A 24,051-nucleotide genomic window follows, 5' to 3' on the forward strand; every position below is an offset into this window, starting at 1 on the left:
CCAACTCCTTCCCAGTTGCCACGAACGGCAAGAGCACTGGCGCCCCTGTCTCCGGGACGGCAAGCACGGCGGTAGGCGTCCCGACGGGCGGCAACTGGGAAGGATCGCCGGGATTACACTTTGGCCATGGCTATCTACGTCGATCCGCCCCTGTGGCCGGCCCACGGTACGGTGTTTTCACACTTGGTGTCGGACACGTCGTTGGATGAGCTGCATGCCTTCGCAGCGGCCGCGGGCGTACCCGAGCGGGCCTTCGACGGCGACCACTACGACGTCCCGGAACGCCGCTACGACGACCTGGTGCAGGCAGGGGCCATCCCTGTGGAAGCCCGCATCCTGGTCCGCAAACTTATTGCCAGCGGACTGCGCATCCCCGCCCGCGAACGAAGCAAGGCACTGACCGTTCCCCTGCTGGAGCGCTGGAACACCATCTACCCAGGACACGAAGAGCTTGGCTTGGAACTGCTGGAACGGTGGGGCGAAAACGGCCGGAAATACCACAGCCGGACCCACCTGCTGGCCGTCCTTGAAGCCTTGGACACCCTGACTGAACCGGCGTTGCCCGCCCGAACTGTGTCGCTCGCGGCCTGGTTCCATGATGCCGTTTACGAAGGGGTCGCCGGGCAGGATGAGGAAGAGTCGGCACTCCTGGCCGAAAACCGCCTGACCTTGGCCGGCCTGGCTCCCGCTGATGTAGCCGAGGTCGCCCGGCTCGTCCGGCTCACGTCCAAGCACCAGCCCGAACCCGGTGACCACGCCGGGGCCCTGCTCTGCGATGCGGACCTCTCCGTCCTGGGAGGGGACGAACAGTCGTACGCACGGTATCTGGCCGCCGTCCGCGAAGACTACGACCACGTCAGTGACGCCGATTTCGCCAAGGGGCGGGCCGCCGTCGTACGTCACCTCCTGGACCTGGACCCGCTGTTCCATAGCGAACGCGCACAAGGCCTCTGGCTCGCCGCCGCGCGCCGGAACCTCGCCGCCGAATTGGCGTGAGCACCGTGCTCAGCGAACCAGGGGCGGCGCAGCGGCAACTTCCGTACTCGGTGCGGTTCGAATGGGGGCTCGACGGCGCACGTGCGGTGGTGCCGGGAGCCGACCTCGCGGTGGTGGTTGACGTTTTGTCGTTCACCACGTGCGTCAGCGTTGCGGTTGACCGCGGGGCGCAGGTCTTCCCCTATCCCATGCGCGATGCCGGGGCCAGCGAATTCGCGGCGCATCGCGGTGCTTCACTGGCGGGTCCGAGAGGCTCCGAGGGGTTGAGTTTGTCGCCCCGGAGTCTTCGCGCGGCCCACACCTTGGACCGGGTGGTTCTGCCCTCCCCCAACGGCGCCACGATCAGCCATGAGCTCATTTCCTCGGCGCGGAAGGTGGTTGCGGTCTCTCTGCGGAATGCCGCTGCAACTGCCGACTGGGTGCATTCCGAGTTGCCCGCTGATGCCGTAATCGCCGTTATTGCGGCGGGTGAGGCCTGGCGTCATGGCGCGTTGCGGCCGGCGCTGGAGGACGAACTCGGAGCGGGCGCGTTTCTCGCCGGACTGGCAGCAGCTGGGCGGCACAATTTCTCCCCCGAGGCCGCAGCTGCCGGGGCAGCCTTCGACGCAGCAGAACCCCATTTGGACGCTGTTTTACGGGGTTGTTCGAGTGGGCGCGAACTAGTCGACGCCGGGTACGCGGAGGATGTTGCGATCGCGGCGGAGCTGGATGCCAGTTCAGTGGTGGCTGTGCTGGAGGACGGTTGTTTTAGGGGTTTTCCCGCGAGCTAGACTAGGAGGTGTGACCTCCTACCTCTTCGCGGATGATCCGTACCCTTTGGCCGTTCCCACCGCCGAGCATGTCCTGGCCGTTCGGGGAACCGGCGGTTACCGGCAGTACCGGATCCCTGCCCTGGCGGTCAGTACGGGAGGCACCGTGCTCGCTGCCTACGACGGCCGGCCCAACCTGGATGACCTCCCGAGCCCCATCGATCTCCTTCTCCGGCGAAGCTATGACAACGGGGCTACGTGGGAGCAGCAGCAGGTGGTCCGTACGGGCACAGGGCTGCAGGGCTTCGGCGATCCGAGCCTCCTGGTGGACACCCAGACCGGGCGCATCTTCATGTTCCACGCTGCCGGTACCCACGCGGGCTTCTTTGAATCGGCCACCGGCTTGGAGCCGGAGGACGACGTGCAGCATGCGGACGTCAGCTATTCAGACGACGACGGCGGGACCTGGCACCACCGTCGGCTCACCGCACAGCTCAAGAACCGAGGGATTGCCGGGCTTTTTGCCGCCGCCGGGCAGGGCATCCAGCTGCACACCGGCCCTTTTGCGGGCAGGCTGGTTCAGCAGTATGTGCTCTTGGTGGACGGCTCCATCATGGCTGCCTCTGCCTACAGCGACGACCACGGAGAGACGTGGCAGCTGGGTGAGCTGATAGGTCCGGGCCAGGGAGGGGTAGGGCCGAACGAGAACAAAGTTGTGTGCCTGGACGATGGCCGGTTGCTCCTGCATTCCCGGGCCACGCCGTGCCGTCTGGCCGCCCTTTCCGAAGACGGAGGTCAAAGCTGGAGCGCGCTGGAAGCCGTTCCGGATCTTCCGGACCCCAGCGACAACGGCGCCGTGGCCCGTTTTGACGGACTGCCTGGGGTAAACGTGGGGAATCCCGGGTTCAGGGCGACGTGGCTGCTCGCCAGCAACAACCACGACCCTCACCTGCGTCGGAACACCGTCTTGAGCCTCTCCACGGACAACGGCGCCACCTGGCCTGCCAAGCTTGTGGTGTGCCCCGGCAGCTCGGCGTACTCCACGGTGACACGGCTGCCGGACGGCAACATCGGAGTGGTCTACGAGCGGCAGGGTTACAGGGAAATCGTGTTCGCTTCAATCCCCGCTGAACAGCTCACGGGGCAACTTTCCGCGCCGCCTTCAACGGCTCCTCAGCTCACGGGCTTGGTCTTCGACATGGAGCTGCGCTCCGTAACCCCAGGCAGGCCCGATTCGTGGCGGAACGCCGGCGAAGCCCACGTGATCCCTTCCTCCGGCGGAGATCAATGGGACGTCCAAACGTGGAAGGAGATCGGGCAGGGCTACACCGGCGATCAAATTCTCGGCACCCGGGAAGCCCAAGACCTCAACTACGGCCCTATCATCCCGGGCTACAAAGCCGGAGACATCCTTGCCTTCACCGGACGCGCCCGCAACTGCTCCGGCAAGGCGATGACCGGCGTCGAACTTCATGGGCCGCACCGCAACCCGGCCGACTTCCCGCCGGCGGAGCTGCAGCCCGGTGAATATGCGCTCTACTTCACGCCGACGTACACGATCACCGCTTCAGATCTCGCTCGGGACGCGTTGGAACTTTGCTTCGCGGTGGAGGCCGACGGCGGGTCGGTACGTCGGGCGCGGAAGTTCCAGTTTGATCTGCGGACGGGATCGGTGGTCGTTTCCTAGCGGTAAGAGCTGACGAACGGCTGGTTGGTGGGCACGATCTGCTTTCCGAGGGGCATGAGCGATACCGGGATCAGCTTCAGGTTGGCGATGGCCAACGGAATTCCCACGATTGTGATGGCCATGGCGAACGCCGTGACGACGTGTCCGATGGCAATCCAGATGCCCGCCACGAGCAGCCAAATGACGTTGCCCAGGAGCGCGAAGACCCCGGATCCGCCAGGCTTCTCCACCACCATCTGTCCGAAAGGCCACAGGCAGTATGCGCCGATCCGGAACGATGCGATGCCCCATGGGATGGTCACGATGAGGACGCAGCAAATGATTCCAGCCGCGAAATAACCCAAGGCCAACCAGAAGCCACCGAAGACAAGCCAGATGATGTTGAGCAGCGTTTTCATACTCTTCATTCTGCCCTGTGGCCCCGACAAAAGGGCTCGGGGTCTGCCCTGAAATTCCCCTGACTTTGCCCCGCCAACCCTCCATCACATCCCCGCACCATCACGCCAACCCTCCATCACATCCAATCGGGATGTGAGCGAGGGTCAGGCTTTGGCGGCCCGGACGAACGCGCGGATCTTGGCCAGGTCCTTCACACCCCGCGACGATTCAACACCCGAGGAAACATCCACGCCCCAGGCCCCTGCAGCCGCGGCGGCGAACGCCACGTTGCCGGGCTCCAAGCCACCGGCGAGCAACCATTCACGGCCGTCGAGACCCTTTTCGCGAACGGACGCGTAGTCCCAGGACTCCCCCGACCCCGGCACGGCGGCATCGATCAGGAACACGTCCTCGCCCAGATCAGCGAACTCGTCCGGGGAGGCACCCATGGTGACGGCCCTGATAACCCGCATCCCGGCGTCGTGCACTGTTGTGACGTCGTCGGCAGTGCGGTGACCGTGAAGCTGGACCCATTCGAGGCCGGCGGCGCGGGCAGTATGCACGGCATCGGCGGCTGACTCGTGGCGGAAAACCCCCACGGGTTTCACCGACGCAGGCACCAACGGAAGCAGAATGCGGACCTGGTCCGGGCTGACTTCGCGGGGACTGGCGGTAAGGACGAAACCGACGGCGTCCGCACCGGCGTCGACGGCTTCGCGCACGGATTCGGGGGTGCTCAAGCCGCACACTTTCACGAACATCCAGCGCCTCCAAGCAATCCCCGCAACGTTTTCCACATATGACGTTAGCAAGCCGCGTTGCCACCGGAGAAACGGCGTCCACCACTAGGCTGGTCGAATGGAGATTATCCGTTTTGCCGATGTCCGTCCCGAACCGTGGCGCAATGGGGGCGGGGTGACGCGCGAGCTCGCGAGCCATCCCAAAGCCGCCTCCGCGCAGGACGGTGCCTGGGATTGGCGGGTCAGCATCGCGGATGTCTCCACAGCGGGCGATTTTTCCGTGTTCCCGGGCATGGAGCGGGTCATCACCATCATCGACGGCGAACTGCTGCTCCTGACCGTCGACGGCTCCGAGCACCCGCTGGAGAAGTACCGCCCGTTCCGCTTTTCGGGCGAAGCCGCGTCCTCGGCCACCCTGCCTACCGGCGATATCCGGGACCTGAACGTCATCGCACGCGCAGGCGCCTTCAAGGGCTACACATCCATCGTGGAGATCTCCAAGAAGCGCCCGCATCCGGTATTCGAGGGGCAGCTGGCGGTGCTGTTGGAGGGCAAAGCGAGCGTTGCGACCGGTGCCGTAACAGAGCCTGACGACGGCGAAGCGGCCACCAGCGCGGGCGAACCCGTTGAGCTGTCCCGGTATGACACCGTGGTTGGTTCAGATACCCGCAGTCCCGAGATCTCCGGCAGGGGTTTCGTTGCCGTGATCTCGATCGACCACGTCGGGTGACCTTCGCCACCACAAGTGGCCACCCCACGCGGGAGTTGCTAGCCTGAAATGAAGGTTCCGCTCTGGAACCTCCGGACGACGGTTCAGTACCCGGCACGCGACAAGACTGGCCAAAGGAAATGTCATGTCGTGGTTAATTCTCATTCTCTCCGGTGCGCTTGAGGCCGTCTGGGCCGCAGCCCTGCACCGGTCCAAAGGCTTCCGCAGGCCTGTTCCCACAGTTGTTTTCCTGGTTGCAGTCGTCGCGAGCATGGGCGGCCTCGCAATCGCCATGCAAACCATCCCGACCGGCACGGCGTACGCCGTCTGGGTTGGTGTGGGCGTCGTGCTGACGGCGGCGTACGCGATGGTCACCAAGGTTGAACCCACGACGACGGCCCGGCTGCTCCTGCTGGCCGGCATCGGCGCGTGCGTGGTCGGCCTGAAGGTGGTGGCGTAGCCATGACTGCACAGGCTAGGAAAGCACAGAACACCGGAATCTTTTGGGTCATCCTCTTGGCTTCGGCACTGCTCGAAGCTGTGTGGGCCACGGCCATGGGACTCTCCGACGGCTTCACGCAACTCATGCCCACCCTGGTGTTCACCGTAACAGCGGTATTGAGCATGCTCGGACTGGGCATCGCCGTGAAGCGCATCCCGCTCGGCACGGCCTATGCAGTCTGGGTGGGTATCGGTGCTGCACTGACCGTTGGCTGGGCAATGATCACCGGCGTGGAATCGGCGAGCCCGCTGAAGCTGCTGTTCATCGCGGGAATCGTGGGCTGTGCTGCAGGTTTGAAGGCGTTGCCCTCCGGAAAAACCCCCGCAAAGGCCAACTAGAGCAGGGAATACCCTCCGGCACCCTGGAGTTGCCGCCTTCAAGAGCACCCAAAACGCGCGCATTGGAGACGTTCATGACTGCAGTTCAGCTCGGAGATGGCCTCACCGTCAGCCCCCTCGGCTTCGGAGGCATGGCCCTTACCCCCGTTTATGGCGGGATCGACCCTGAAGAAGGCCTGCAAACGCTCAGGCATGCGGTGGACGCCGGGATCACGTTCATCGACACCGCGAATGTGTACGGCGCAGGCAGCAATGAGGAACTCGTGGGCCGTCTCCTCAAGGAACGCCGTGACGAGATTCAACTCGCCACCAAATTCGGGATTGAGGGCAACCCCGCGGACGGCTACTCGGGCGTCCGCGGGGATGCCGCCTACGTCAGGCAGGCAGCAGAAGCGAGCCTCCGCCGCCTGGACACTGATGTCATTGACCTCTACTACATGCACCGCCGTGACCTCCGCGTTCCGATTGTGGAAACCGTGGAGGCCATGGCGGAGCTGGTCCGAGAGGGCAAAGTCAGGCACCTCGGCTTGTCCGAAGTGACAGCCGAGGAGCTCAGGCAGGCCAACGCCGTCCATCCCATTGCCGCGGTCCAGAGTGAATGGTCCATCTGGAGCAGGGATGTCGAGCTCAATGTCGTGCCTGCAGCGAAGGAGCTTGGCGTTGGGTTCGTGCCGTATTCGCCGCTGGGCCGCGGGTTCCTTACGGGAACCGTCAGCGCAGGTGACCTTGGCGAGAATGACTTCCGGCACAAGATCCCGCGCTTTGGCGAGCAAGCACTTGATGCGAACCAGGCTGTGGTGGCCGCAGTCCGCGAGGTAGCCAGCGGGCTGGATGCAACTCCGGCCCAGGTAGCCCTGGCTTGGCTGTTCGCCCAAGGTCAGCGCCTTGGGATTTCCGTGGTTCCCATCCCCGGCACGCGCAAGGCGCACCGGATCGACGAGAACCTTGGCGCACTGTCCGTGCAACTGGGAACAGCGCAGCTTGAGGTGCTCGACCAAGCTGCAGCCGCCGTCGTCGGTTCACGATCCGCCGACCCCAACTGGGTCTCGCAAGGCCGTGAAGCCAACCACGTAGGCTGACATCATGGATTCGCTTATTCATTCACTGCGCGACGTCACTATCCGCAGCATCTCCGTCAGCGAAATGAACAACAACGTCTACCTGGTGACCTCCAAGTCCACAGGCGAACAGGTGTTGATCGACGCTGCCGACGACCTCCCGGCCATTCAGCAACTCCTGGCGGACTCCACCGCGGACGCAGCCGAGCCCACCAAGCTGGCCAGGATCGCAACCACCCACCAGCACTGGGACCACGTCCGAGCATTGGCGGAGCTGGTGGAAGTGACCGGGGCCACCACCTCAGCAGGAGCGGACGACGCCGATGCGCTGCCGGTTCCGGTGGACATCCGGCTTGGTCACGGCGACGTTGAGCGGTTCGACGGCTTCGAGCTCACGGCAGTCCACTTGCGCGGACACACCCCGGGCTCGATCGCGTTCGTGTACCAGGATCCGGACGGGCCCGCCCACATTTTCAGTGGCGACTCGTTGTTTCCGGGTGGCGTCGGCAACACACAGAACGATTCCGCACGCTTCACGTCACTGTTGAACGACGTGACGGAACGGCTGTTCGACGCCTACCCGGATGACACCGTGGTGCACCCGGGACATGGGCTGCCCACTACCCTCGGAGCCGAGCGGCCACATCTGGAAGAGTGGCGCGCCCGGGGCTGGTAGTGCACGCGTTGCGGGGCCTACTCTGCGCGCCAAACCTACGGAATACGACGCAGAGTGGGCCTCACAACGCGGGCTGTCAACTTGCGGGGCCTGCTCTGCGCGCCATCCCCAAGGAATACGACGCAGAGTAGGCCTCACAACGCGGGGAACGGGACCTTAGCGGCCGCGGCGCTCGTTCGAGGCCGGAGCCGAAGCGCGACGGGGACCGCTGCGGGCCGGACGACCCGAGCCGGAACCACCGCGGCCGGAGTTGCCCGAACCGAAGGATCCACCTGACGTGCCGCCGGTGTTCGAAGACCAAACAGCCTTGTTTCCGGTGCCGCGCGTCGTGGTGGCCGACGCCGAACGCGGAGCCGAGGCCGAGCGCTGCCCGGTAGCCGGACGGCCACTGCGACCGCCCTGTCCCTGCGAACCCGGCACGTCGTTGCGGTGCGTGGCACCCGACTTGCCGCGACCGCGGGAGTTGCGGGCGACGTCGTCGTTCATTGCTGCGCGACGCTCGGCGCGGTTGACGTCGGTGCGAACCGGCTCGGCTGCGACCTTGCCACGACCACCGCGACCGCCACGGCCACCAGCAGTCGGAGCAGCCTGGCCGGAACGGCGGGCGCGCTTACGCTGGGCGTTGGCACCGGTGGAGGTGCCGCCACCCTGCTGCGGAGCCTTCGCGGCGAGCAGCGCCGCACGGGTGCGGGGATCGACCTTGTCGGCGATCTCGCCCACGAGTTCGGCAACCAACGGGGAGTTCGCCGTAACACGCTCGAACGAAACGTCCACGCCGGCAGCCTTCATGAGCTTTTTGACGTCCTGCTGCTGCTCCGGGAGGGTCAGCGTGACCACGGTGCCGTCGGAACCTGCGCGGGCCGTACGGCCGGAACGGTGCAGGTAGGCCTTGTGCTCTGTAGGCGGGTCGACGTGGATGACGAGTTCGACGTCGTCAACGTGCACGCCGCGGGCCGCGACGTCGGTGGCCACCAGGACGCGGACGTCGCCGTTGGAGAACTCGGCCAGGTTGCGGTCGCGGGCGTTCTGCGACAGGTTTCCGTGCAGGTCGACGGCGGGGATGCCGGCGTCCGTGAGGGTCTTGGCAAGTTTGCGGGCGTGGTGCTTGGTCCGCATGAACAGGACGCGGCGGCCGGCGCCGGAGGCCAGTTCCACGATGAGCTGCTTCTTGACGGTCTGGTCGTTGACCACCAGGACGTGGTGTTCCATGGTGGTGACAGCGGCCTGGGGATCGTCCACGGAGTGCGTCAGCGGGTTGGACAGGTAACGGCTGACCAGCTTGTCAACACCGTTGTCCAACGTCGCGGAGAAGAGCAGGCGCTGACCCTGCTTGGGGGTCATGTCCATGAGCTTCTTGACCACCGGGAGGAAGCCGAGGTCTGCCATGTGGTCGGCCTCGTCCAGGACGGTAACCTCAACGGCTTCGAGGGTCAGGATGCGCTGTCGGATCAGGTCCTCGAGGCGGCCCGGGCAGGCGATGACGATGTCGACGCCGGCACGCAGCGCCTTTTCCTGGCGTGCCTGGGAGATGCCGCCGTAGATCACCGTGGTGTTCAGGCCCATGGCTTTGGCCAGCGGCTCGATGGTGGCGTTGATCTGGGTTGCAAGCTCGCGGGTCGGTGCCAGGACCAGGCCCATGGGACGGCCGGGCTTGCGGAAGTGCTTGGCTTCGCGCTCGGCCAGGCGGGCCACAAGCGGGATGGCGAAGGCGATGGTCTTGCCGGAGCCGGTGCGGCCACGGCCCAGGACGTCGCGGCCGGCGAGGGTGTCCGGCAGGGTCTTGACCTGGATGGGGAATGCTTCCTCAATACCGTCTGCGGCGAGGGATTCAGCAATTGCCTTGGGCGTGCCAAGGGCAGCAAAAGTAGTCATTACTTCATGTCTTTCGGGCGGTGTCCAGTTGCGGACATCGGCCCCCGACGCCGGTTGGGCCAGGGGTTCGCCGAGGAAAAGTCAGGTGGTCTACCGGTTCGCTGCAACAGCGGTGGCCGGGACCAAATGGAACGCGTTCATCGACGCAGGATGTGCCTCTCACATGAAAAATGCCCTGCCGCGCAGCCTTTCAGGCCACCTGCTTCAGGGCGTCACCGCACATCAAGTGTCTCCATTCTAGCAGTGTCCCGGGCCAAGCCTTGCATCGGGCAGCGTTGCGCCCGCTTCCGCCCGCCCAACTGGGGGACAGCACATGTCGTAATGAGCGCTCATTGCGACAAGTGCTGTCCCCTAGTTGGGTTGCGTCACTGAGAGCTCGGGTTCGGTGGTCCGGGCCTCGGGAGCGGAGGCGCGAGTGGCGACCCTCGGCGCAATGACGACCCCGACGACGGCGATCACCGCCGTCAGCGCGAAGACCCCCGCAAACGGGTTCGTCGTCGTGAATGCCGCGAAGACCAATCCCGTGGCGGCCAGTGACAATGCTCCACCGAGGGAATCGGAGATGGACATGGCCGCACTGTTGAAGCCTTGGTTTTCCTCGCTGGACAGCGCCAGCGTCATGACGGACAGCCGCGGGTACATAAGCCCCATCCCTCCGCCCGCCAGGATCCAGCCACCGATGGCCACGGCTGCCGGCAAGGTAAAGCTTGCCGTCACCAAGGTCAGGACAATTGCCACCAGTACCAGCGAGGCCCCGGTTTTGATGGCGCGCTGGTCGGCCAGGCGCGACCCCAGCCGCCCCTGGATCGCCGACGCGCCAGCCCACGCGAGTGCAGCTCCGGTCAGGGTCAGCCCGGCAAACGTAGGGGTGAAGGCGTAGCGCTCGGTCAGCAGGTACGGCAGGTAGACCTCGGCCCCGAAGAACGCCGCAGAGGCCAACCCGCGGGTGAGGATCACGCTGGGCAAACCCCGCCCAGCGGTCAGGGTTCCGCGCGGAACCAGCGGTCGCAAAGCCACCAGTGCAAGGACAAGCGCGACGACGGCAATCACCCCGCCAACGCCCGGAACCTCTGCGGACAGGTTCAGTCCCAGCACGGCAAGGGCCGCGAGCGCCGCCCATCCCATGCGCCCAAAGGCCCAAGGAACCGTCTCGCCAGCGGGTTCGGCATCCATCCCCCGCACGGCAGGCACCACCATCAGCAACGCGGGAACAACCAGGCCCACGACGCCCAGGAACACCCAGTGCCAGCTGCTCAGCTGGGCCACCACGCCCGCGGCAAAGGGGCCCACCAGGGACGGGACCACCCAGGACGCGGCGAACGCGGCAAAGATTTTCGGGTGCAGCACGGGCGGGTAGACGCGGGCCACCAAAACGTAAAGGGCCACGGTCATCGCGCCGCCACCCAGGCCCTGCACCAGGCGCCCGAGCACCAGGACCTCCATACTTCCCGCCATTCCCGCGATGAGCAGGCCCAGCACGAACAACCCCACTGAGGAGTACAGGGGCGCTGCGGGACCTCGCCGGTCGGACCAGTTGCCTGCCGCCACCATCCCCATGACGCCGGTAGCCAGCGGCCCGGCGAAAGCCAGCGCGTAGAGGCTGGCCCCATCCAGGTCCCGGCTCACGAGCGGCATGATGGTTGTCACCGCGAGGGATTCGAACGCGCTCAGGAAGACCAGTGCGCAGGCTCCCACGGTCGCCAGGAGGTAGGGCCGGCCCAGAATTCGGGCCGTTGAGGTGTCAGGGGTCATGGACGCCAGCCTAAAACCTCAACTAATGTTGAGGTCAATCCAGCACACCCAACCGGAGGCAGTTCCATGTCCGCAGCCCCCGCACACCGACCCCTGACCATCGGTGAGCTGTCCGAGCGCAGCGGAGTGTCGCCGTCGGCCCTGCACTTCTACGAACGCAACGGGCTCATCGAAGCCGAGCGGACGTCCGGAAACCAACGCCGGTATCGTCGCGACACCCTCAGGCGCGTGGCATTCATCAAGACCTCGCAGCGGGTGGGCCTGCCGCTGAAGGATATCCGGGACGCCCTGGATTCCTTGCCGCAAGGTCGCACGCCCACCAAAGGCGACTGGAGTAAGTTGTCGCTGCGCTGGCGGGAGGAACTCGATGCGCGGATCGCGGCGCTGCAGCACCTTCGCAACGATCTCGATGGGTGCATCGGATGCGGCTGCCTGAGCTTGAAGTCCTGCACGCTGCAGAACCCGTCGGACGAGCTCGGCGCTTCCGGGGCCGGAGCCCTGCGATGGAACGCGCCGGCGTAGCGCAACTTGCCGATCTTGCCGAAACGGCAACAGGCATTGCCTTGCGCTGTAGCCTCTTGGCACGCTTGGGTCATGACTGAACACACGCACGACGCCGTCACTCACCAACACGGCGACCAGCACGACAGCGCCCGCCATGAAGGTGCCCAGCAGGGTGGGCTGAACCTCCATAAAGACGCGGACAACGCAGTGGACATGTGGGATGGCATGTACCGGGAGCGGGCCAAGATCTGGAGCGGAAATCCGAACCCGCAGCTGGTGGCCGAAGCCCAGGACCTGAAGCCCGGCAGTGCCCTTGACCTCGGCTGCGGGGAAGGCGGCGACGCCATCTGGCTCGCGAAACAGGGCTGGACGGTGACCGCCTTGGACGTGTCCGCCGTCGCGCTTGAACGGGCAGCAGCCCATGCGGAGGAAGCGGGCGTCACCGACCGGATCACGTGGCAGCAACAAGACCTCACCGAGTGGGAACCGCAGCCGGACTTTGACTTGGTCTCGGCGCAGTTCCTGCACTCGCCCCTGCTGCCGTGGCGCAATTCTGTCACTTCAGCTGCCGCGGCCGTCGCACCCGGCGGCACGTTGCTGGTGGTGGGTCATCACCCGCACGGCCTCCCTTCCTGGAGCCAGCACCACCACGAGCCCGGGATGTTCTTCACTCCTGAGCAGCTGGCGGGAGCTTTGCGGCTGGACCGCGCGCCGTGGTTCGTAAACGTCCTGACGGACAGGAAACGAATCGTATCGGGCCCGAACGGCGAATCCGGCACCACCCTGGACACTGTCCTGAGGGCGACGAAGCGCGCCTAAATACCCGCAGGCAGCAGCTCACCGTACGGCGGGACCACTGTTCCCGTGGCGGTCGAATCGGGATTCAGCATCCATCCCACACGCTTGGCGGTATTGAGCATCACTACGCTTTCCACCAGTTCGATTCCAGGAATCCGCTGTTGGATGGTGAGTTCCATTTCCATCACGTCCGCCAGCGAACGCAGCCACATGATCATGGTGAAGTTTGTCCGGCCCGTGGTGGACGCGGAAAAGCGGATGTTGCGGATGGCCCGGAGTTCGGTGGCGGCGGCTTCGTGCTGCCCGGGCGGGACGTTGGCGAACCACTGGACGGTGATGGGGAACCCGGAGAACTGCTGGGCTATTTCGCAGCGGAAAGACAGCATCCGGCTGGCCAGTACGCGCCCTAGTTGACGCTGGACCGTAGCCGGGTTGCGGCCCAGGGCACGGGCGATTTCCGCGGCCGTGGCGCGGCCGTCGCGGGCAAGGAACGGGATGAGCGCCAGGTGTGTTTCGGGCAGGGGTGCCACCACCGTATCCAGGGCTGAAGGATTGCCGGCCTCAGGGCCTGCGAGCGCCCGCAAAGCCTGTTGTTCGGCTTTGCTGAGCACGTTCAAACGCCAAGCGTAGCCACTGGTGTGGATCCGCGTACACAGGGCCGTGTGGTACTTCGTGAGTCCGCGGATTTCCTTGAGCCGGGGCAATACGTGGGTGCTGAACTGCTCGAGGTCCTGGGTGATCACCGTGAGGGTCAGGTCACGGTTGCTGGCAGCCTCTTCCACGGTGATGACTTCGGGAAGTTGCGCCACCGCGGCCGTGACGTCCGGCCGCAAGTGCATTTCGCAGTCGATGTCCACCATGGCGAGGCACATGTCCTTGGGATCGCCCATCAAGTGTGCCGTGGTCCAGGCGGCGCCGACAGCCCGCAGGCGGTCCCAGCGCGAGGCCAGAGTGGTGGCGTGGACGCCCAGGACGCTGCCGGCGTCGGACCAGCTGATCCGGGGTGATATCTGCAAGGCGTTGACCAAGCGCAGATCTTCTTCGCTGAGCTCCATGAGCTGATTATCCCAAAGTGACGCATGATTCCTGCTAAATCAGACCCAGCCATGCATATTTACAGTTGTTTTGGAGCGTGTGAAGCAGGTCACCCCACAATGGCATGAGGAACCCATCACCGGATAGATCCAGGAGAATCATGACCATCGTCGCCGACGCCAAGGAACTGCAGGAGGACATCGTCCGCCTCCGCCACGACCTCCACCGCGAACCGGAGATCGGCCTGCAACTCCCCCGCACCCAGGAGAAGGTGCTCAAGGCGCTGGACGGACTCCCGTACGAAATCACCTTGGGCAAAGAGACGACGTCGGTCACCGCGGTCCTGCGCGGCGGTGCGTCCCACGCGTCGGCCGAGAAGCCCGTGGTGTTGCTGCGGGCGGACATGGACGGATTGCCGGTGCAGGAGACCACGGGCGTCGACTACACCTCACGTGTGGACGGCGCGATGCATGCCTGCGGCCACGACCTTCACACGTCCATGCTCGCCGGAGCCGCCACGCTCCTTGCCGAGCGGCAGCACCAGTTGGCCGGCGACGTGATCCTCATGTTCCAGCCCGGAGAAGAAGGATTCGACGGCGCCAGCTACATGATCAAGGAAGGCGTCCTGGATGCTGCCGGCCGCCGCGCCGATACCGCTTATGGCATGCACGTCTTTTCCTCCCTGGAACCGCACGGCCGGTTCGTCACCAAGCCCGGCGTCATGCTCAGTTCCTCGGATGGACTGGTCGTAACTGTCCTGGGCGCCGGGGGCCACGGCTCAGCCCCGCACTCCGCCAAGGACCCTGTCACGGCCGCCGCCGAAATGGTCACGGCGCTCCAGGTCATGGTCACCCGGCAGTTCAACATGTTCGATCCCGTAGTCCTGACCGTGGGAGTCCTCCACGCTGGAACCAAGCGCAACGTGATCCCCGAGACCGCCCGGATCGAAGCCACCATCCGGACCTTTTCCGAAGAGTCCCGGCGGAAGATGATGGAGACAGTACCCCGGCTGCTCCACGGCATCGCCGCAGCCCATGGCCTGGAGGCTGACGTGCATTACCAAGAGGAATACCCCCTCACCATCAACAACGACGACGAGACCACCACCGCGGAAAACGTCATCGCCGGGCTGTTCGGCGAGTCCAGGCACACCCGGATCGCCACTCCCCTGAGCGGCTCGGAGGACTTCTCCCGTGTCCTCGCCGAAGTCCCCGGAACCTTCGTCGGACTTAGTGCCGTCGCCCCCGGAGCCGACCACGCGACGTCGCCCTTCAACCACTCGCCGTACGCAACGTTCGACGACGGCGTCCTCACCGACGGTGCGGCGCTCTATGCCGAACTCGCCGTGTCCCGCATCGCCACCCTCGCCGGCAACTAACCCCTGGAGAACCCCATGACCACCACCGTTGGAACGTCCCCCGACGCCAAGGTCCACACATCGCATGTCCGCACACTCGTCGGCACCGGCATCGGTAACGCCGTTGAATGGTACGACTGGGCCATCTACGCCACGTTCTCGCCGTTTATCGCCAGCGCGTTGTTCAGCAGCGCCGACCCCACGTCAGCAGTACTGTCCACCTTGGCGATCTTCGCCGTCGGCTTTGTTGCCCGTCCGTTCGGCGGGTTCCTCTTCGGCTGGATCGGTGACCGGATCGGCCGCAAGACGTCCATGACCATCGCCGTTGCCTTGGGCGCTGTGGGCAGCTTGTTGATCGGTATCGCCCCCACCTTCGCGGCCGTCGGAGCCTTCGCATCCGTCATGCTGCTGGTGGCCCGCCTCATCCAGGGCTTGGCGCACGGTGGTGAGTTGCCGTCGTCGCAAACGTATCTGTCCGAGATGGCACCCAAGGAGCGCCGCGGCTTCTGGGCAACCCTCATCTACACCTCCGGCACCGCCGGCATCCTGGCCGGAACGCTGCTGGGCGCGATCCTCACGGCCGTCCTGAGCAAGGATGACATGAGCGCCTGGGGCTGGCGCATTCCGTTCCTGATTGGCGGCGCGCTGGGTATCTACGCCCTCATCATGCGTTCCAAGATGAAGGAAACCGAGGCGTTCGAAGCCGAGGCGCCCAAGGAAAAGCGCGCCCCGATGTGGCCGCAGATCGTGAAGTACCGCAAGCAGGCGCTGCAGGTCATCGGGCTGACCGTAGGTCTCACGGTGGTCTACTACATTTGGGGCGTCGTGGCCCCGAGCTACGCGGCAACCGCCCTGAAGATGGACCGGGGAGCAGCGCTCTGGGCAGGCGTCATCGCCAACGTGGTGTTCATCGCTGCCTTGCCGTTCTGGGGCAAGCTTTCGGACCGCATCGGCCGCAAGCCCGTCCTGATCATGTCCTCCGCGGGTGCAGCGCTGTTCCACTTCCCGATGACGTGGCTGCTGAAGGATTCCCCGTGGCAGCTCACGGTGTCGATGTCCGTGATGCTGTTCTTCATTGCAGGCAGCGCCGCGATCGTCCCTGCTGTGTACGCGGAGTTGTTCCCGACGCACATCCGCACCGTCGGCGTCGGGGTTCCGTACTCCATCTGCGTCGCTGCCTTCGGTGGAACAGCGCCGTACCTGCAGACGTGGCTGGGCACCATCGGCCAGGGGTACTTGTTCAACGTGTACGCCGTGATCCTGCTGGTGATCAGCATCGCGTTCGTGTTCACGATTCCCGAGACCAAGGGCAAGGACCTGACCGTCTAACCCCTCCCCCAACTAGGGGACAGCTAACGGCCCACTGAGCGCTCACTGGGCCGTTAGCTGTCCCCTAGTTGGGTTAAACGAAGCGGTCACGGCCGGCCCGATAACCGAAGAACGCTGCCAGCAGACCAACCACCAGGAACAGGATCCCCGCCGCAGCAAAGCCTCCCGTTGCCTGATGCAACTGGCCCACCATCAGCGTCCCTGTGGAGCCCAGCCCATAGCCAACCCCCTGCATCATCCCGGAAAGGTGCGCGGCAGTATGGGCATCCCGGGTGCGAACCATGATCATCGTCAGGGCGACCGCCGTCAGCGACCCCTGCCCCAGCCCGTTCAAACCGGTCCACACCCAGATGAGTTCCGTGGGCCCGAATATAGTGAGCGCGAAGCCGCCACCCGTCATCAGGGCCACCACCATATTGATGATCCGCTGATCCTTGAAACGCGTCGCCAGGGCCGGGGCAAACAGGGAGCCGAGCATCTGCAACACAATAGACACCGACACAATGAGCCCGGCAGTTGCCCCGTCAATGCCGCGGTCACGCAGGATGGGTGCCATCCATGCGAACACGCTGAAGGACATCATCGCCTGCAGCACCATGAACATCGTCACCTGCCAGGCCACCGCCGATCGCCACACATTCACGCCACCGTGGACGGCTTGGTGCTTCGTGGACGGCTGGCGGATTGCCAGCGGCAGGAACAGCAAAAGTACGACGGCGGCCGGCACCACCCAGAACCACAGCGCCGACGTCCAGTGGCCGGTCGCCGTAAAGACGGGGTACGTGAAGCCTGCCCCGAGAGCGGCTGACGCGCAGATCGCCGTCGTGTAGAGGCCGCCCATCAGGCCAAGGCGGTGCGGGAAGTCCCTCTTGACGACGCCCGGGAGGAGCACATTGCAGAGGGCAATGGCAGCACCGCACGCGGCGGTTCCGGCCAGAAGTGCGGGGAGATGGCCCGCTCCGGGGATCTCCAGGGGCCGCAGCAGCAAACCCGCCGTGAGAACTGCCATGGCCCCCAGGAGCACCCGTTCCGCACCGAACCTGCGGGCCAGGATAGGGGCAAGCGGCGCGAACACGCCCAACAAGGTGACCGGCACCGTGGTGAGGACCACCAGCGACCAGCCCGGCAGACCGGCGTCGGACGTTATTTCCGGAAGGACCGCTGAGAAGCTCGAGAAGACCGTTCGCAGGTTCAGGCCGATGAGGACAAGGCAGACGCCAAGGTAGGCCAGGCCCCTCTTGCCCCGGAGTTGCGTCGGGTCCGCAGGGGGTTCTTCATCGATCTCCGCATCCACGGCAATCTCGGGCAGGACGGAGTTCTCTGTTGCGGTGGGCTTCTGGGAGGAGGTCACACGTCCTATTCTGTCAGCCGCCCGCCAAGCGAAGACTCCGGGACATGCCCTCCCGTCGTGTGCGGCCTTCGGTGCTAAATGAGAGTGTTGAAGATTCCCCAGCCAACACCGATATGCATGTTTCCGAACAAGCCTTCCCCGTATTCAGAATTCATGTAGAGCCGCATATCGCCCGTCTCGTCGATCGCCACAATGTCATTGATCGGCTTGAGGGCCGAGAATCGGCCTCCGTAGAGCCTTTCGTAGACTCCGGCGCCGCTGATTTCGGCCATCAGTTGCCACCCATGGCCCGCGACGGAGGGCGACTTCCAGCCCCCGTTCCCGTCTGCAGGGTACTGGTACAAAATGCCATTGCCGTCGCGGGCGTAGATGTCCACAGCGCCGTCGCCGTCGGTATCGCCAGGGGTGACGATCTTGTTCATCACGCCCCAACCGGTACCCACGCGTGATGGTGCAAGCCATCCCCCCTCACCGTCTCCCGGGTAGAGGTACAGGTCTCCGGCTGAATCCCGGGCCAGGACATCGTTGTTTCCGTCGCCGTCAAAGTCCCCGGGCCCTGCAACGGCGTCAAAAATATTCCAGCCCCAGCCAATCGGCCTCGGCGGGAGCCAGCCGCCCGCCCCATCTCCCGGATAGATGTGCAATGTTCCAGCCCTGTCGCGGCCCAGGAGATCGTTGTTGCCGTCGCCGTCGAAATCACCAGTGGAGAAGACGATGTCGAAAATGCCGAAACCCCTGCCCACCACTCTCGGCTCTTCAATCGTGTGGTTGTAGAACGTGCAGCCGGCACCCGAAGGACAAATTCGGTATTCGGGCGTAAATACATGCGGATAGAGGACCAAGGTGCCATCGTGTCTGCGGCCCAGGAGCTCAAAATTGCCGCGACCGGTCCAACCCATGGATCGGTTCGAGGCGGCGATGGGGGCCGTCTCTTCGCTCTGAAACACCTCTGCCGGGGAGCACACGCCGTGAACGTTGAAAGAAATGCGGTTTCCACGGTCTTCGGGGAGGAGTTTCAGGGTTTCGCCTTGGCGGCCGGCGGGCAGGGGATCGCCGTTGCTCAGCCACTCCATCACGAAGCCATGCGGGGCCCCGGCGGTCGGGGGACAGTCCTGCAGGCCGTAGTCGGCCTTGCCTATGGTCAGTTCGGAGCCCACATAGGGCATTCCCAGGATTGGCGGGACCCAGTCTTGGTAATCAGCAGCAGCGGGAGGCACGGCCACCGCCGTCGAGCCCAATAGTAAGGCGCCCAAAGCCGCAGACTTGAAGGCGAACGACCGAAAACTTCCCATGCTTCCCCCAAATGACACATCGGCGTGATTGCAGCCGAGCCTAACAGTTCCGTGACTGTCTCAGGACCCTTTGCCACCTCCGTGCCTGCGGACCTGATCCCGCAACCAAAGTATTCTTGAATGGACATGAGTGAAACCCCAGATACACCGCGCCCTATTACTCCCGGCAGTCAGGCTTCCTTCGGAACCTATGGCGGCCGTCCGGTCAGTTTCGTGCGCCGCGGCACCCGCCTCCAGGGACGCAGGCAGGCGGCGTGGGAAGAGCACGCCGAGCGCTGGGCTGTCCAGGTTCCCCGTCACGTAGCCAACACGTCCGTGCATCCGGAGTACACCTTCGACGCCGAGGCCGTCTTTGGCCGCAAAGCCCCGTTGATCGTGGAGATCGGTTCCGGCCTGGGTGACGCCGTTGTTCACGCGGCCGAGCAGAACCCGGACAAGGACTTCCTTGCCGTCGAGGTCTACACCCCGGGCCTGGCCAACACCATCATCAAGATCAATTCCCGCGGACTGACAAACGTGCGGGTAGTGGAAGCCAACGCACCCGAGGTCCTCGAATCCATGCTTCCCGCAGGCTCCGTCAGCGAACTCTGGGTCTTCTTCCCCGACCCCTGGCACAAGGCCCGCCACCACAAACGTCGCCTCATCCAGCCGGCCTTCGCCTCTGTTGCCGCCAAGGCGCTGCAAAAGGGTGGCTACTGGAGGATCGCCACCGACTGGTCCAACTATGCGGTCCACGTCCGGGAAGTCCTGGCGGGGTCCACGGAGTTCGAGAACATGCACGAAGGCGAGCGCAGCGGCGAGGAGAGCCCGCTGACGCAAGTCTGGCAATCCGGCGTCGAATCCGTTGTGGGTGGCGCGCCTGTACGCGAGGGCCGCGCGCCCGTCAGCACGGAGCACACCGGACCCAACGAGGGCGTGGACCAGGAAGGCGGCTGGGCGCCGCGTTTCGAAGGCCGTATTCGAACCAGCTTCGAGAACAAGGCGCATGAGGCCGGCCGCATGATCTTCGACCTTACGTACCGCAAGCTTTAGCCGACTGACTTTGGGGGAATCATGAGTTATCAGCCGCCGATGGGCTACTACCAGCAGCCGCAGAGGCAACGCACCCCAGGGTTGGGGGCCGGCATTACGAGCATTGTCGCGGCAGTCCTGTCGCCCATCGCCGCGGTGGTCAGCGTTCCTTTGGGCCTCGCAGCCATCGCCTCGGCAATGACCCGGTACAACCAAGGCAACGACGCTTGGTGGTTCGGTGCCTTGATCCTGGCAGGGATCGCTGTCTTGCTGTCGATTGTGGCAGTGATCAGTGGGCTGGTGGCAGTTTTCCGGGCCGGAGGAATGAACGCAGGCCGCATCACTGGGATCATCGGGCTGTCCATCATGGCGGTCAACGTCTTCGGTATTGCCTTCATGGCGTTCCTGGTGCTTGGCTCAGGGCAAGGATTCTGATGCCCCAAGTCCGCGCCGAACGATTCATTCGCCTCGACCCCGAAACAGCGTTCGCCCTCTCCCAAACCACCGGCGCGTTCCGGCTCAAGTGGGACCCCTTCATCTCCGCCCAGTCCTTCATGGATGGCGCCCGAGCTGCGGGGAAGGGTGTGCGGACCCGGACGGTTTCGCGCATGGGCCTGAAGATGGTCAGCGAATACGTCTCCTACACTCCCCCGCGCAACGTTGGCATGACGATGGTGTCCGGTCCGTGGTTCTTTCAGAACTTCGGCGGCGGCTGGCGGTTCACCCCCGACGACGGCGGCACCCGGGCAGTCTGGAAGTACACCTTTTCGTGCCGCCCGGCTCTCATCAGACCAGTGGCTGAGAGAATCGGCGGCTGGCTGCTGGGCCGGGAAATCGAACGACGGATCGAAGCCTTCGCCCGGGCCTGCGAGGATCCGGCGCTCGTGGCCGAGTTGAAAGCCCAGGTCAGGGAAACCTGAGCCACCACGGCACTGATCATCAAGGCACTGACTTTCACGGCACAGAGATCGAAGCCACGGTCTTGTCGGATTCGTCCCTCAGCTCCACACCGGCGATGCCCGCCAACTGCACCGGGGTGGCACCTGTGATCTTGATGCGCCCGCTCGGCGTGGCGGTCCACCCGCACGTACGTTCCTCCGCCCCGTCACGGCCCTTCACCCAGAGGTAGAGCGTCCCTTGGAGCGGCATGCTGCGTCCTTCGACGTCCAACTCTGTGCCCCAGGTCTTCTTGACCATGTCCACAGTCAGCTGCAGCCCACCGTCCGACTGCACCGAATAGCTCGCATCCGGCTTCGGAGGCTGGTTCAGCAAAGGACCGCCCAGGAACCCAAGTGCCAGGCACGCGGCGGCGACGGCACCAACAACAGCTGCCCACCGGCGTCGTGATTTCCGTCTGCGGACCGCAAGATCAACCAGGACCTTTTCCGGAAGCGGCTCGGGTTCCGATCCCAAGGGCACCAAGTCCGCGGTGCCGCCTGAGGTGAGCGCCACGGCGTCGGCAGCAGGGACGGCGTCGAGCAGCGCGGGGAGACTCTCAAGCTCTTCCAGTTCCCGGCGGCATTCGGGACAACGGGCGAGGTGGTCCTCGAAGGCACGGGCTTCCTCCGGCTCCAGGCCACCCAGCAGATAGGCGCCCAGCAATTGGTGGACGGACTCGCCGTTCATCGTTCCACCCCCATTTCATCAAGGATCGTTCGGAGGGCCTTCACAGCGTAGAAAGCCCGGGATTTCACAGTTCCCGCAGGAATATTCAGCTGGAGGGCCGCCTCCACCACGGTGAACCGTTGGTAGTGGAGAGCCACCAAAACCTCGCGGTGTTCCACGCTGAGCCGCAGCAGCGCTTCCTCCATGAGCACGCGGTTGAGAAGCTCGTCCACGCGTTCGGTGGCGGCATGGTCCGGGAGGTCCTGCTCGCCGGTTTCACTCGGGCGGCGCTGGGATTTCCGGTAATTGTCGATGATCACGTTCCGCGCGGTCCTGAACAGGTAACTGCGCAGGCTTCCCGTGATCTGCGGGGCGTGCTGCCACACTTTGAGGATGGTTTCCTGCACCACGTCGTCGGCCAGGTTGGCGTCGGGCGTGCAGCTGAGGACGAAGCGTTTCAGGGCTACGCCGTGGTCGCGGTAGATCGCTGCCACCACGTCCTCGTCCAACGGCATAGCCACCTCCTTCGCTGTGTCACCCGATACGACGACTTACGTCCCTAAAAGGTTCACTTGAACCATTCTCGCGCGACCGGCGTCGTACGGGTTAGCGCCGACCCGCCCGGCCGGCTCGTCGAAGGAGCTAGGGATGAAAAAGCAACTCAGCATGGGAATCGGGGCTCTGGTCCTGGCCGCCGCGTTGGCAGGCTGTGGTGGCAGCTCTGGAACATCCACGTCATCGTCAGCACCGCCTGCAGCATCGTCTTCCGCGGCCTCGTCCTCTGCAGCCTCCAGCCCTGCCGCCGCGGCCGAGATGAAAACCGCGTCCTCCAGCGCTGGCCAGATCGTGGTAGACAGCAAAGGCATGAGCCTCTACTTCTTCACCAAGGACGTGAAGGACTCAGGAACCAGCGCATGCACCGGCGCCTGCCTCACGGCGTGGCCGGTATTCACGACGACGGCGGCCACCCCGAGCGTTGATGGCGTCACCGGCACAGTGGGAACCATCGCCACCCCTGATGGGAAGAAGCAGGTCACCCTCAACGGCATGCCCCTGTACTACTACGCCAAGGACAAGGCCGCCGGGGATGTCACGGGCCAAGGCGTTGGCGGTGTTTGGTACCTCGTGAGCCCGAGCGGAGAAATGGTCAAGGGGGCTGCGGCTTCGGGATACTGAGGGCTTTTCCGTTTCCCTCCCCCGGTGCCTGCCACGCCGAGTTCGCGGGAACCCTGCCCTCTGCCACGCCGAGTTCGCGGGAACCGTGCCCCCTGCCACGCCGAGTTCGCGGGAAGCCTGCCAATACCCCCGCAAATTTGCGGCGAGCTCGCAGCGTTCCCGCGAACTGGGCACAGCCGCCATCAGCCGAGCGCCCGGAGGATGCGTTCCTTTAAGGCCCGTTCCTGGAACAAGTCCTTCCATTCGATTCGAATAAAGCGCCAGCCATCTTCCATGAGCGCCTTCTCACGCCGGCGTTCCTGGAAAATGACCTCCTCCGTGGGCTTGTAGTCGAAGTACTTGGTTCGCCCGTCAAACTCCAAAGCCAGCATTTCTTCTTCCCACGCAAAGTCCATGCGATGTCGGCCAATCCGGGTTTGAACCTCAAATTGCGGCTGAGGGGACTTGATGCGCAATCTCTGCATCAGGTCCCGGGTGAGCGTCTCCCCAGCGGACTCGGAGCGCGGATCTGCGTTCTCCAGTGCCTTGCGCAGGGTGCGGATACCCCGTTTGCCGCCGGAGGCCGCCAGCATACGGGTAAGCGATTGGATGTCCGCGCCCAATCTCAGCCCATGGTCCATAACCACCAAGGCCTTTGGATAGCTGAGCATTCTTGCGCAGTCGAACATGGTGCGTTCCAACGAAGTCGCCCGCAGGCCCCGAACCACCACGACGTCGTCCTCGGTGAAGCTCTCCGTGTGTCCCGTGACATCCTTGCCCCACCGGTCCGAAGAAGGCCTGACTGGAGAAAGCACGTGGACCTTGTCATCAACACCCCACACGAACAATCCGTGGAGTCGTGCAGCGGAGAGGTGGCTATAAACGAGACCGCCCGACGACGTTGTCAGCGTGCCATGGGCGTGCGCCACGATGCGCGCCATCGCCTTCCGCCTTGGACCCAGGGCGTTCCACTTGCTGGACCTGATGTAGCAGCCGTACCTCAACCGCTGCAATTCCCCGGCGTCTACCAGCGCCCTGATTTTTCGGGCATTCAGCCCGAAGCGGAGCAGTTCATCGGTCCTCCACATGTGGCCGCGCGAGGGTAACGGCAAGACGGGGATGACGGGAGTTGCTGACGTTGATTCCATCGGCCCAGC

26 protein-coding genes and 1 riboswitch are annotated in these 24,051 nt (G+C 64.7%); of the genes, 16 read left to right on the forward strand and 10 right to left on the reverse strand.

Annotation, left to right across the window (positions count from 1 at the left end):
* The first annotated feature begins 126 nt into the window (after positions 1–126).
* The 3 genes from ACFVSI_RS05365 to ACFVSI_RS05375 are packed head-to-tail and all read left to right on the forward strand — an operon-like array spanning position 127 to position 3,432.
* Entirely contained in the window at positions 127–996 is an 870-nt protein-coding gene (locus ACFVSI_RS05365; RefSeq protein WP_387820435.1) for a DUF4031 domain-containing protein, read from the forward strand.
* Entirely contained in the window at positions 993–1,766 is a 774-nt protein-coding gene (locus tag ACFVSI_RS05370; RefSeq protein WP_387820437.1) for a 2-phosphosulfolactate phosphatase, read from the forward strand. Before ACFVSI_RS05365 ends, ACFVSI_RS05370 begins: the two co-directional genes overlap by 4 nt.
* Before the next feature lie 10 nt (positions 1,767–1,776).
* Entirely contained in the window at positions 1,777–3,432 is a 1,656-nt protein-coding gene (locus ACFVSI_RS05375; RefSeq protein WP_387820439.1) for an exo-alpha-sialidase, read from the forward strand.
* Here ACFVSI_RS05375 and ACFVSI_RS05380 read toward each other — a convergent pair.
* Positions 3,429–3,830: a YccF domain-containing protein gene (locus ACFVSI_RS05380; protein WP_144661254.1), complete on the reverse strand. Its 402-nt coding sequence runs from the start codon at positions 3,828–3,830 to the stop codon at positions 3,429–3,431. The two genes, ACFVSI_RS05375 and ACFVSI_RS05380, sit on opposite strands and share 4 nt — an antisense overlap.
* 144 nt (positions 3,831–3,974) lie before the next feature.
* On the reverse strand, positions 3,975–4,571 hold the full coding sequence (locus tag ACFVSI_RS05385) for a phosphoribosylanthranilate isomerase (RefSeq protein ID WP_387820442.1): 597 nt from the start codon (positions 4,569–4,571) through the stop codon (positions 3,975–3,977).
* Between the two features lie 97 nt (positions 4,572–4,668).
* Here ACFVSI_RS05385 and ACFVSI_RS05390 point away from each other — a divergent pair, with 97 nt between their 5' ends.
* From ACFVSI_RS05390 to ACFVSI_RS05410, 5 genes are all read left to right on the forward strand, one after another.
* A complete protein-coding gene (locus ACFVSI_RS05390) occupies positions 4,669–5,280 on the forward strand; it encodes a HutD family protein (RefSeq protein WP_387820443.1) in 612 nt (203 codons plus the stop codon).
* A gap of 49 nt (positions 5,281–5,329) precedes the next feature.
* A riboswitch (guanidine-III (ykkC-III) riboswitch) is annotated at positions 5,330–5,395 on the forward strand.
* A gap of 9 nt (positions 5,396–5,404) precedes the next feature.
* Positions 5,405–5,719 carry a DMT family transporter gene (locus tag ACFVSI_RS05395; RefSeq protein ID WP_387820445.1) on the forward strand — a complete coding sequence of 105 codons (315 nt, stop codon included), beginning with the start codon at positions 5,405–5,407 and terminating at the stop codon, positions 5,717–5,719.
* Between the two features lie 2 nt (positions 5,720–5,721).
* A complete protein-coding gene (locus ACFVSI_RS05400) occupies positions 5,722–6,099 on the forward strand; it encodes a DMT family transporter (RefSeq protein WP_387820447.1) in 378 nt (125 codons plus the stop codon).
* A gap of 74 nt (positions 6,100–6,173) precedes the next feature.
* Positions 6,174–7,178 carry an aldo/keto reductase gene (locus ACFVSI_RS05405; protein WP_387820449.1) on the forward strand — a complete coding sequence of 335 codons (1,005 nt, stop codon included), beginning with the start codon at positions 6,174–6,176 and terminating at the stop codon, positions 7,176–7,178.
* Positions 7,179–7,182: 4 nt separating this feature from the next.
* Positions 7,183–7,833 carry an MBL fold metallo-hydrolase gene (locus ACFVSI_RS05410; protein WP_387820451.1) on the forward strand — a complete coding sequence of 217 codons (651 nt, stop codon included), beginning with the start codon at positions 7,183–7,185 and terminating at the stop codon, positions 7,831–7,833.
* 156 nt (positions 7,834–7,989) lie between these two features.
* Here ACFVSI_RS05410 and ACFVSI_RS05415 read toward each other — a convergent pair whose 3' ends face one another.
* Positions 7,990–9,705: a DEAD/DEAH box helicase gene (locus ACFVSI_RS05415; RefSeq protein WP_387820453.1), complete on the reverse strand. Its 1,716-nt coding sequence runs from the start codon at positions 9,703–9,705 to the stop codon at positions 7,990–7,992.
* A gap of 351 nt (positions 9,706–10,056) precedes the next feature.
* Complete coding sequence (locus ACFVSI_RS05420; RefSeq protein WP_387820455.1) at positions 10,057–11,457, reverse strand: MFS transporter; 1,401 nt, start codon at positions 11,455–11,457, stop codon at positions 10,057–10,059.
* Positions 11,458–11,523: 66 nt separating this feature from the next.
* Between ACFVSI_RS05420 and soxR the strand changes: the two genes are divergently transcribed.
* A complete protein-coding gene (soxR, locus tag ACFVSI_RS05425) occupies positions 11,524–11,979 on the forward strand; it encodes a redox-sensitive transcriptional activator SoxR (RefSeq protein ID WP_387820457.1) in 456 nt (151 codons plus the stop codon).
* A gap of 72 nt (positions 11,980–12,051) precedes the next feature.
* Positions 12,052–12,780: an SAM-dependent methyltransferase gene (locus ACFVSI_RS05430; RefSeq protein ID WP_387820459.1), complete on the forward strand. Its 729-nt coding sequence runs from the start codon at positions 12,052–12,054 to the stop codon at positions 12,778–12,780.
* Here ACFVSI_RS05430 and ACFVSI_RS05435 read toward each other — a convergent pair.
* Positions 12,777–13,814 carry an Lrp/AsnC family transcriptional regulator gene (locus ACFVSI_RS05435; RefSeq protein ID WP_387820460.1) on the reverse strand — a complete coding sequence of 346 codons (1,038 nt, stop codon included), beginning with the start codon at positions 13,812–13,814 and terminating at the stop codon, positions 12,777–12,779. The two genes, ACFVSI_RS05430 and ACFVSI_RS05435, sit on opposite strands and share 4 nt — an antisense overlap.
* A 140-nt stretch (positions 13,815–13,954) precedes the next feature.
* On the opposite strand from ACFVSI_RS05435, the gene ACFVSI_RS05440 reads away from it, so the two are divergent.
* Positions 13,955–15,172 carry a M20 family metallopeptidase gene (locus ACFVSI_RS05440; protein ID WP_387820462.1) on the forward strand — a complete coding sequence of 406 codons (1,218 nt, stop codon included), beginning with the start codon at positions 13,955–13,957 and terminating at the stop codon, positions 15,170–15,172.
* A gap of 15 nt (positions 15,173–15,187) precedes the next feature.
* On the forward strand, positions 15,188–16,480 hold the full coding sequence (locus ACFVSI_RS05445; protein ID WP_387820464.1) for an MFS transporter: 1,293 nt from the start codon (positions 15,188–15,190) through the stop codon (positions 16,478–16,480).
* A gap of 73 nt (positions 16,481–16,553) precedes the next feature.
* Here the strand turns inward: ACFVSI_RS05445 and ACFVSI_RS05450 are convergent, their stop codons facing one another.
* Together ACFVSI_RS05450 and ACFVSI_RS05455 are read right to left on the reverse strand one after the other, a co-directional pair.
* Positions 16,554–17,831: a CynX/NimT family MFS transporter gene (locus ACFVSI_RS05450; protein WP_387820466.1), complete on the reverse strand. Its 1,278-nt coding sequence runs from the start codon at positions 17,829–17,831 to the stop codon at positions 16,554–16,556.
* A 74-nt stretch (positions 17,832–17,905) separates the two neighbouring features.
* Positions 17,906–19,123: an FG-GAP repeat domain-containing protein gene (locus ACFVSI_RS05455; RefSeq protein ID WP_387820467.1), complete on the reverse strand. Its 1,218-nt coding sequence runs from the start codon at positions 19,121–19,123 to the stop codon at positions 17,906–17,908.
* Between the two features lie 126 nt (positions 19,124–19,249).
* Between ACFVSI_RS05455 and trmB the strand changes: the two genes are divergently transcribed.
* From trmB to ACFVSI_RS05470, 3 genes are read left to right on the forward strand one after another with little or no spacing between them, the layout of a single operon-like run.
* The gene (gene trmB / locus ACFVSI_RS05460; RefSeq protein ID WP_387820469.1) at positions 19,250–20,155 is read left to right on the forward strand and encodes a tRNA (guanosine(46)-N7)-methyltransferase TrmB; all 906 of its coding nucleotides are present in this window, start codon (positions 19,250–19,252) and stop codon (positions 20,153–20,155) included.
* Positions 20,156–20,176: 21 nt separating this feature from the next.
* Positions 20,177–20,569, forward strand: coding sequence for a hypothetical protein (locus ACFVSI_RS05465; RefSeq protein ID WP_387820471.1), 393 nt, complete (start codon positions 20,177–20,179; stop codon positions 20,567–20,569).
* Positions 20,569–21,054, forward strand: a complete 486-nt coding sequence (locus ACFVSI_RS05470) for a type II toxin-antitoxin system RatA family toxin (protein WP_387820473.1) — start codon at positions 20,569–20,571, stop codon at positions 21,052–21,054. The genes ACFVSI_RS05465 and ACFVSI_RS05470 overlap by 1 nt, the downstream gene beginning before the upstream one ends.
* A gap of 34 nt (positions 21,055–21,088) precedes the next feature.
* On the opposite strand, the gene ACFVSI_RS05475 is transcribed toward ACFVSI_RS05470, so the two are convergent.
* Positions 21,089–21,760, reverse strand: a complete 672-nt coding sequence (locus ACFVSI_RS05475) for a zf-HC2 domain-containing protein (RefSeq protein WP_387820475.1) — start codon at positions 21,758–21,760, stop codon at positions 21,089–21,091.
* Positions 21,757–22,254, reverse strand: coding sequence for a sigma-70 family RNA polymerase sigma factor (locus ACFVSI_RS05480; RefSeq protein WP_387820477.1), 498 nt, complete (start codon positions 22,252–22,254; stop codon positions 21,757–21,759). Before ACFVSI_RS05480 ends, ACFVSI_RS05475 begins: the two co-directional genes overlap by 4 nt.
* Before the next feature lie 133 nt (positions 22,255–22,387).
* Between ACFVSI_RS05480 and ACFVSI_RS05485 the strand changes: the two genes are divergently transcribed.
* Entirely contained in the window at positions 22,388–22,915 is a 528-nt protein-coding gene (locus ACFVSI_RS05485) for a hypothetical protein (RefSeq protein WP_387820479.1), read from the forward strand.
* A gap of 182 nt (positions 22,916–23,097) precedes the next feature.
* Here ACFVSI_RS05485 and ACFVSI_RS05490 read toward each other — a convergent pair whose 3' ends face one another.
* Complete coding sequence (locus tag ACFVSI_RS05490; protein WP_387820482.1) at positions 23,098–24,042, reverse strand: hypothetical protein; 945 nt, start codon at positions 24,040–24,042, stop codon at positions 23,098–23,100.
* Positions 24,043–24,051: the final 9 nt, after the last annotated feature.

It is taken from the genome of Paenarthrobacter sp. NPDC057981, from assembly GCF_042886835.1.
In the GTDB taxonomy this organism is placed as follows: Bacteria; Actinomycetota; Actinomycetes; order Actinomycetales; family Micrococcaceae; genus Arthrobacter.

What these genes read in the sequence shown, in the direction of transcription:
- ACFVSI_RS05365 (WP_387820435.1), top strand. Translation starts at nt 127, where the DNA reads ATGGCTATCTACGTCGATCCGCCCCTGTGGCCGGCCCACGGTACGGTG.
- ACFVSI_RS05380 (WP_144661254.1), bottom strand. Translation starts at nt 3,830, where the DNA reads ATGAAAACGCTGCTCAACATCATCTGGCTTGTCTTCGGTGGCTTCTGG.
- ACFVSI_RS05385 (WP_387820442.1), bottom strand. Translation starts at nt 4,571, where the DNA reads ATGTTCGTGAAAGTGTGCGGCTTGAGCACCCCCGAATCCGTGCGCGAA.
- ACFVSI_RS05390 (WP_387820443.1), top strand. Translation starts at nt 4,669, where the DNA reads ATGGAGATTATCCGTTTTGCCGATGTCCGTCCCGAACCGTGGCGCAAT.
- ACFVSI_RS05395 (WP_387820445.1), top strand. Translation starts at nt 5,405, where the DNA reads ATGTCGTGGTTAATTCTCATTCTCTCCGGTGCGCTTGAGGCCGTCTGG.
- ACFVSI_RS05400 (WP_387820447.1), top strand. Translation starts at nt 5,722, where the DNA reads ATGACTGCACAGGCTAGGAAAGCACAGAACACCGGAATCTTTTGGGTC.
- ACFVSI_RS05405 (WP_387820449.1), top strand. Translation starts at nt 6,174, where the DNA reads ATGACTGCAGTTCAGCTCGGAGATGGCCTCACCGTCAGCCCCCTCGGC.
- ACFVSI_RS05410 (WP_387820451.1), top strand. Translation starts at nt 7,183, where the DNA reads ATGGATTCGCTTATTCATTCACTGCGCGACGTCACTATCCGCAGCATC.
- ACFVSI_RS05415 (WP_387820453.1), bottom strand. Translation starts at nt 9,705, where the DNA reads ATGACTACTTTTGCTGCCCTTGGCACGCCCAAGGCAATTGCTGAATCC.
- ACFVSI_RS05420 (WP_387820455.1), bottom strand. Translation starts at nt 11,457, where the DNA reads ATGACCCCTGACACCTCAACGGCCCGAATTCTGGGCCGGCCCTACCTC.
- soxR (WP_387820457.1), top strand. Translation starts at nt 11,524, where the DNA reads ATGTCCGCAGCCCCCGCACACCGACCCCTGACCATCGGTGAGCTGTCC.
- ACFVSI_RS05430 (WP_387820459.1), top strand. Translation starts at nt 12,052, where the DNA reads ATGACTGAACACACGCACGACGCCGTCACTCACCAACACGGCGACCAG.
- ACFVSI_RS05435 (WP_387820460.1), bottom strand. Translation starts at nt 13,814, where the DNA reads ATGGAGCTCAGCGAAGAAGATCTGCGCTTGGTCAACGCCTTGCAGATA.
- ACFVSI_RS05440 (WP_387820462.1), top strand. Translation starts at nt 13,955, where the DNA reads ATGACCATCGTCGCCGACGCCAAGGAACTGCAGGAGGACATCGTCCGC.
- ACFVSI_RS05445 (WP_387820464.1), top strand. Translation starts at nt 15,188, where the DNA reads ATGACCACCACCGTTGGAACGTCCCCCGACGCCAAGGTCCACACATCG.
- ACFVSI_RS05455 (WP_387820467.1), bottom strand. Translation starts at nt 19,123, where the DNA reads ATGGGAAGTTTTCGGTCGTTCGCCTTCAAGTCTGCGGCTTTGGGCGCC.
- trmB (WP_387820469.1), top strand. Translation starts at nt 19,250, where the DNA reads ATGAGTGAAACCCCAGATACACCGCGCCCTATTACTCCCGGCAGTCAG.
- ACFVSI_RS05465 (WP_387820471.1), top strand. Translation starts at nt 20,177, where the DNA reads ATGAGTTATCAGCCGCCGATGGGCTACTACCAGCAGCCGCAGAGGCAA.
- ACFVSI_RS05470 (WP_387820473.1), top strand. Translation starts at nt 20,569, where the DNA reads ATGCCCCAAGTCCGCGCCGAACGATTCATTCGCCTCGACCCCGAAACA.
- ACFVSI_RS05475 (WP_387820475.1), bottom strand. Translation starts at nt 21,760, where the DNA reads ATGAACGGCGAGTCCGTCCACCAATTGCTGGGCGCCTATCTGCTGGGT.
- ACFVSI_RS05480 (WP_387820477.1), bottom strand. Translation starts at nt 22,254, where the DNA reads ATGCCGTTGGACGAGGACGTGGTGGCAGCGATCTACCGCGACCACGGC.
- ACFVSI_RS05485 (WP_387820479.1), top strand. Translation starts at nt 22,388, where the DNA reads ATGAAAAAGCAACTCAGCATGGGAATCGGGGCTCTGGTCCTGGCCGCC.
- ACFVSI_RS05490 (WP_387820482.1), bottom strand. Translation starts at nt 24,042, where the DNA reads ATGGAATCAACGTCAGCAACTCCCGTCATCCCCGTCTTGCCGTTACCC.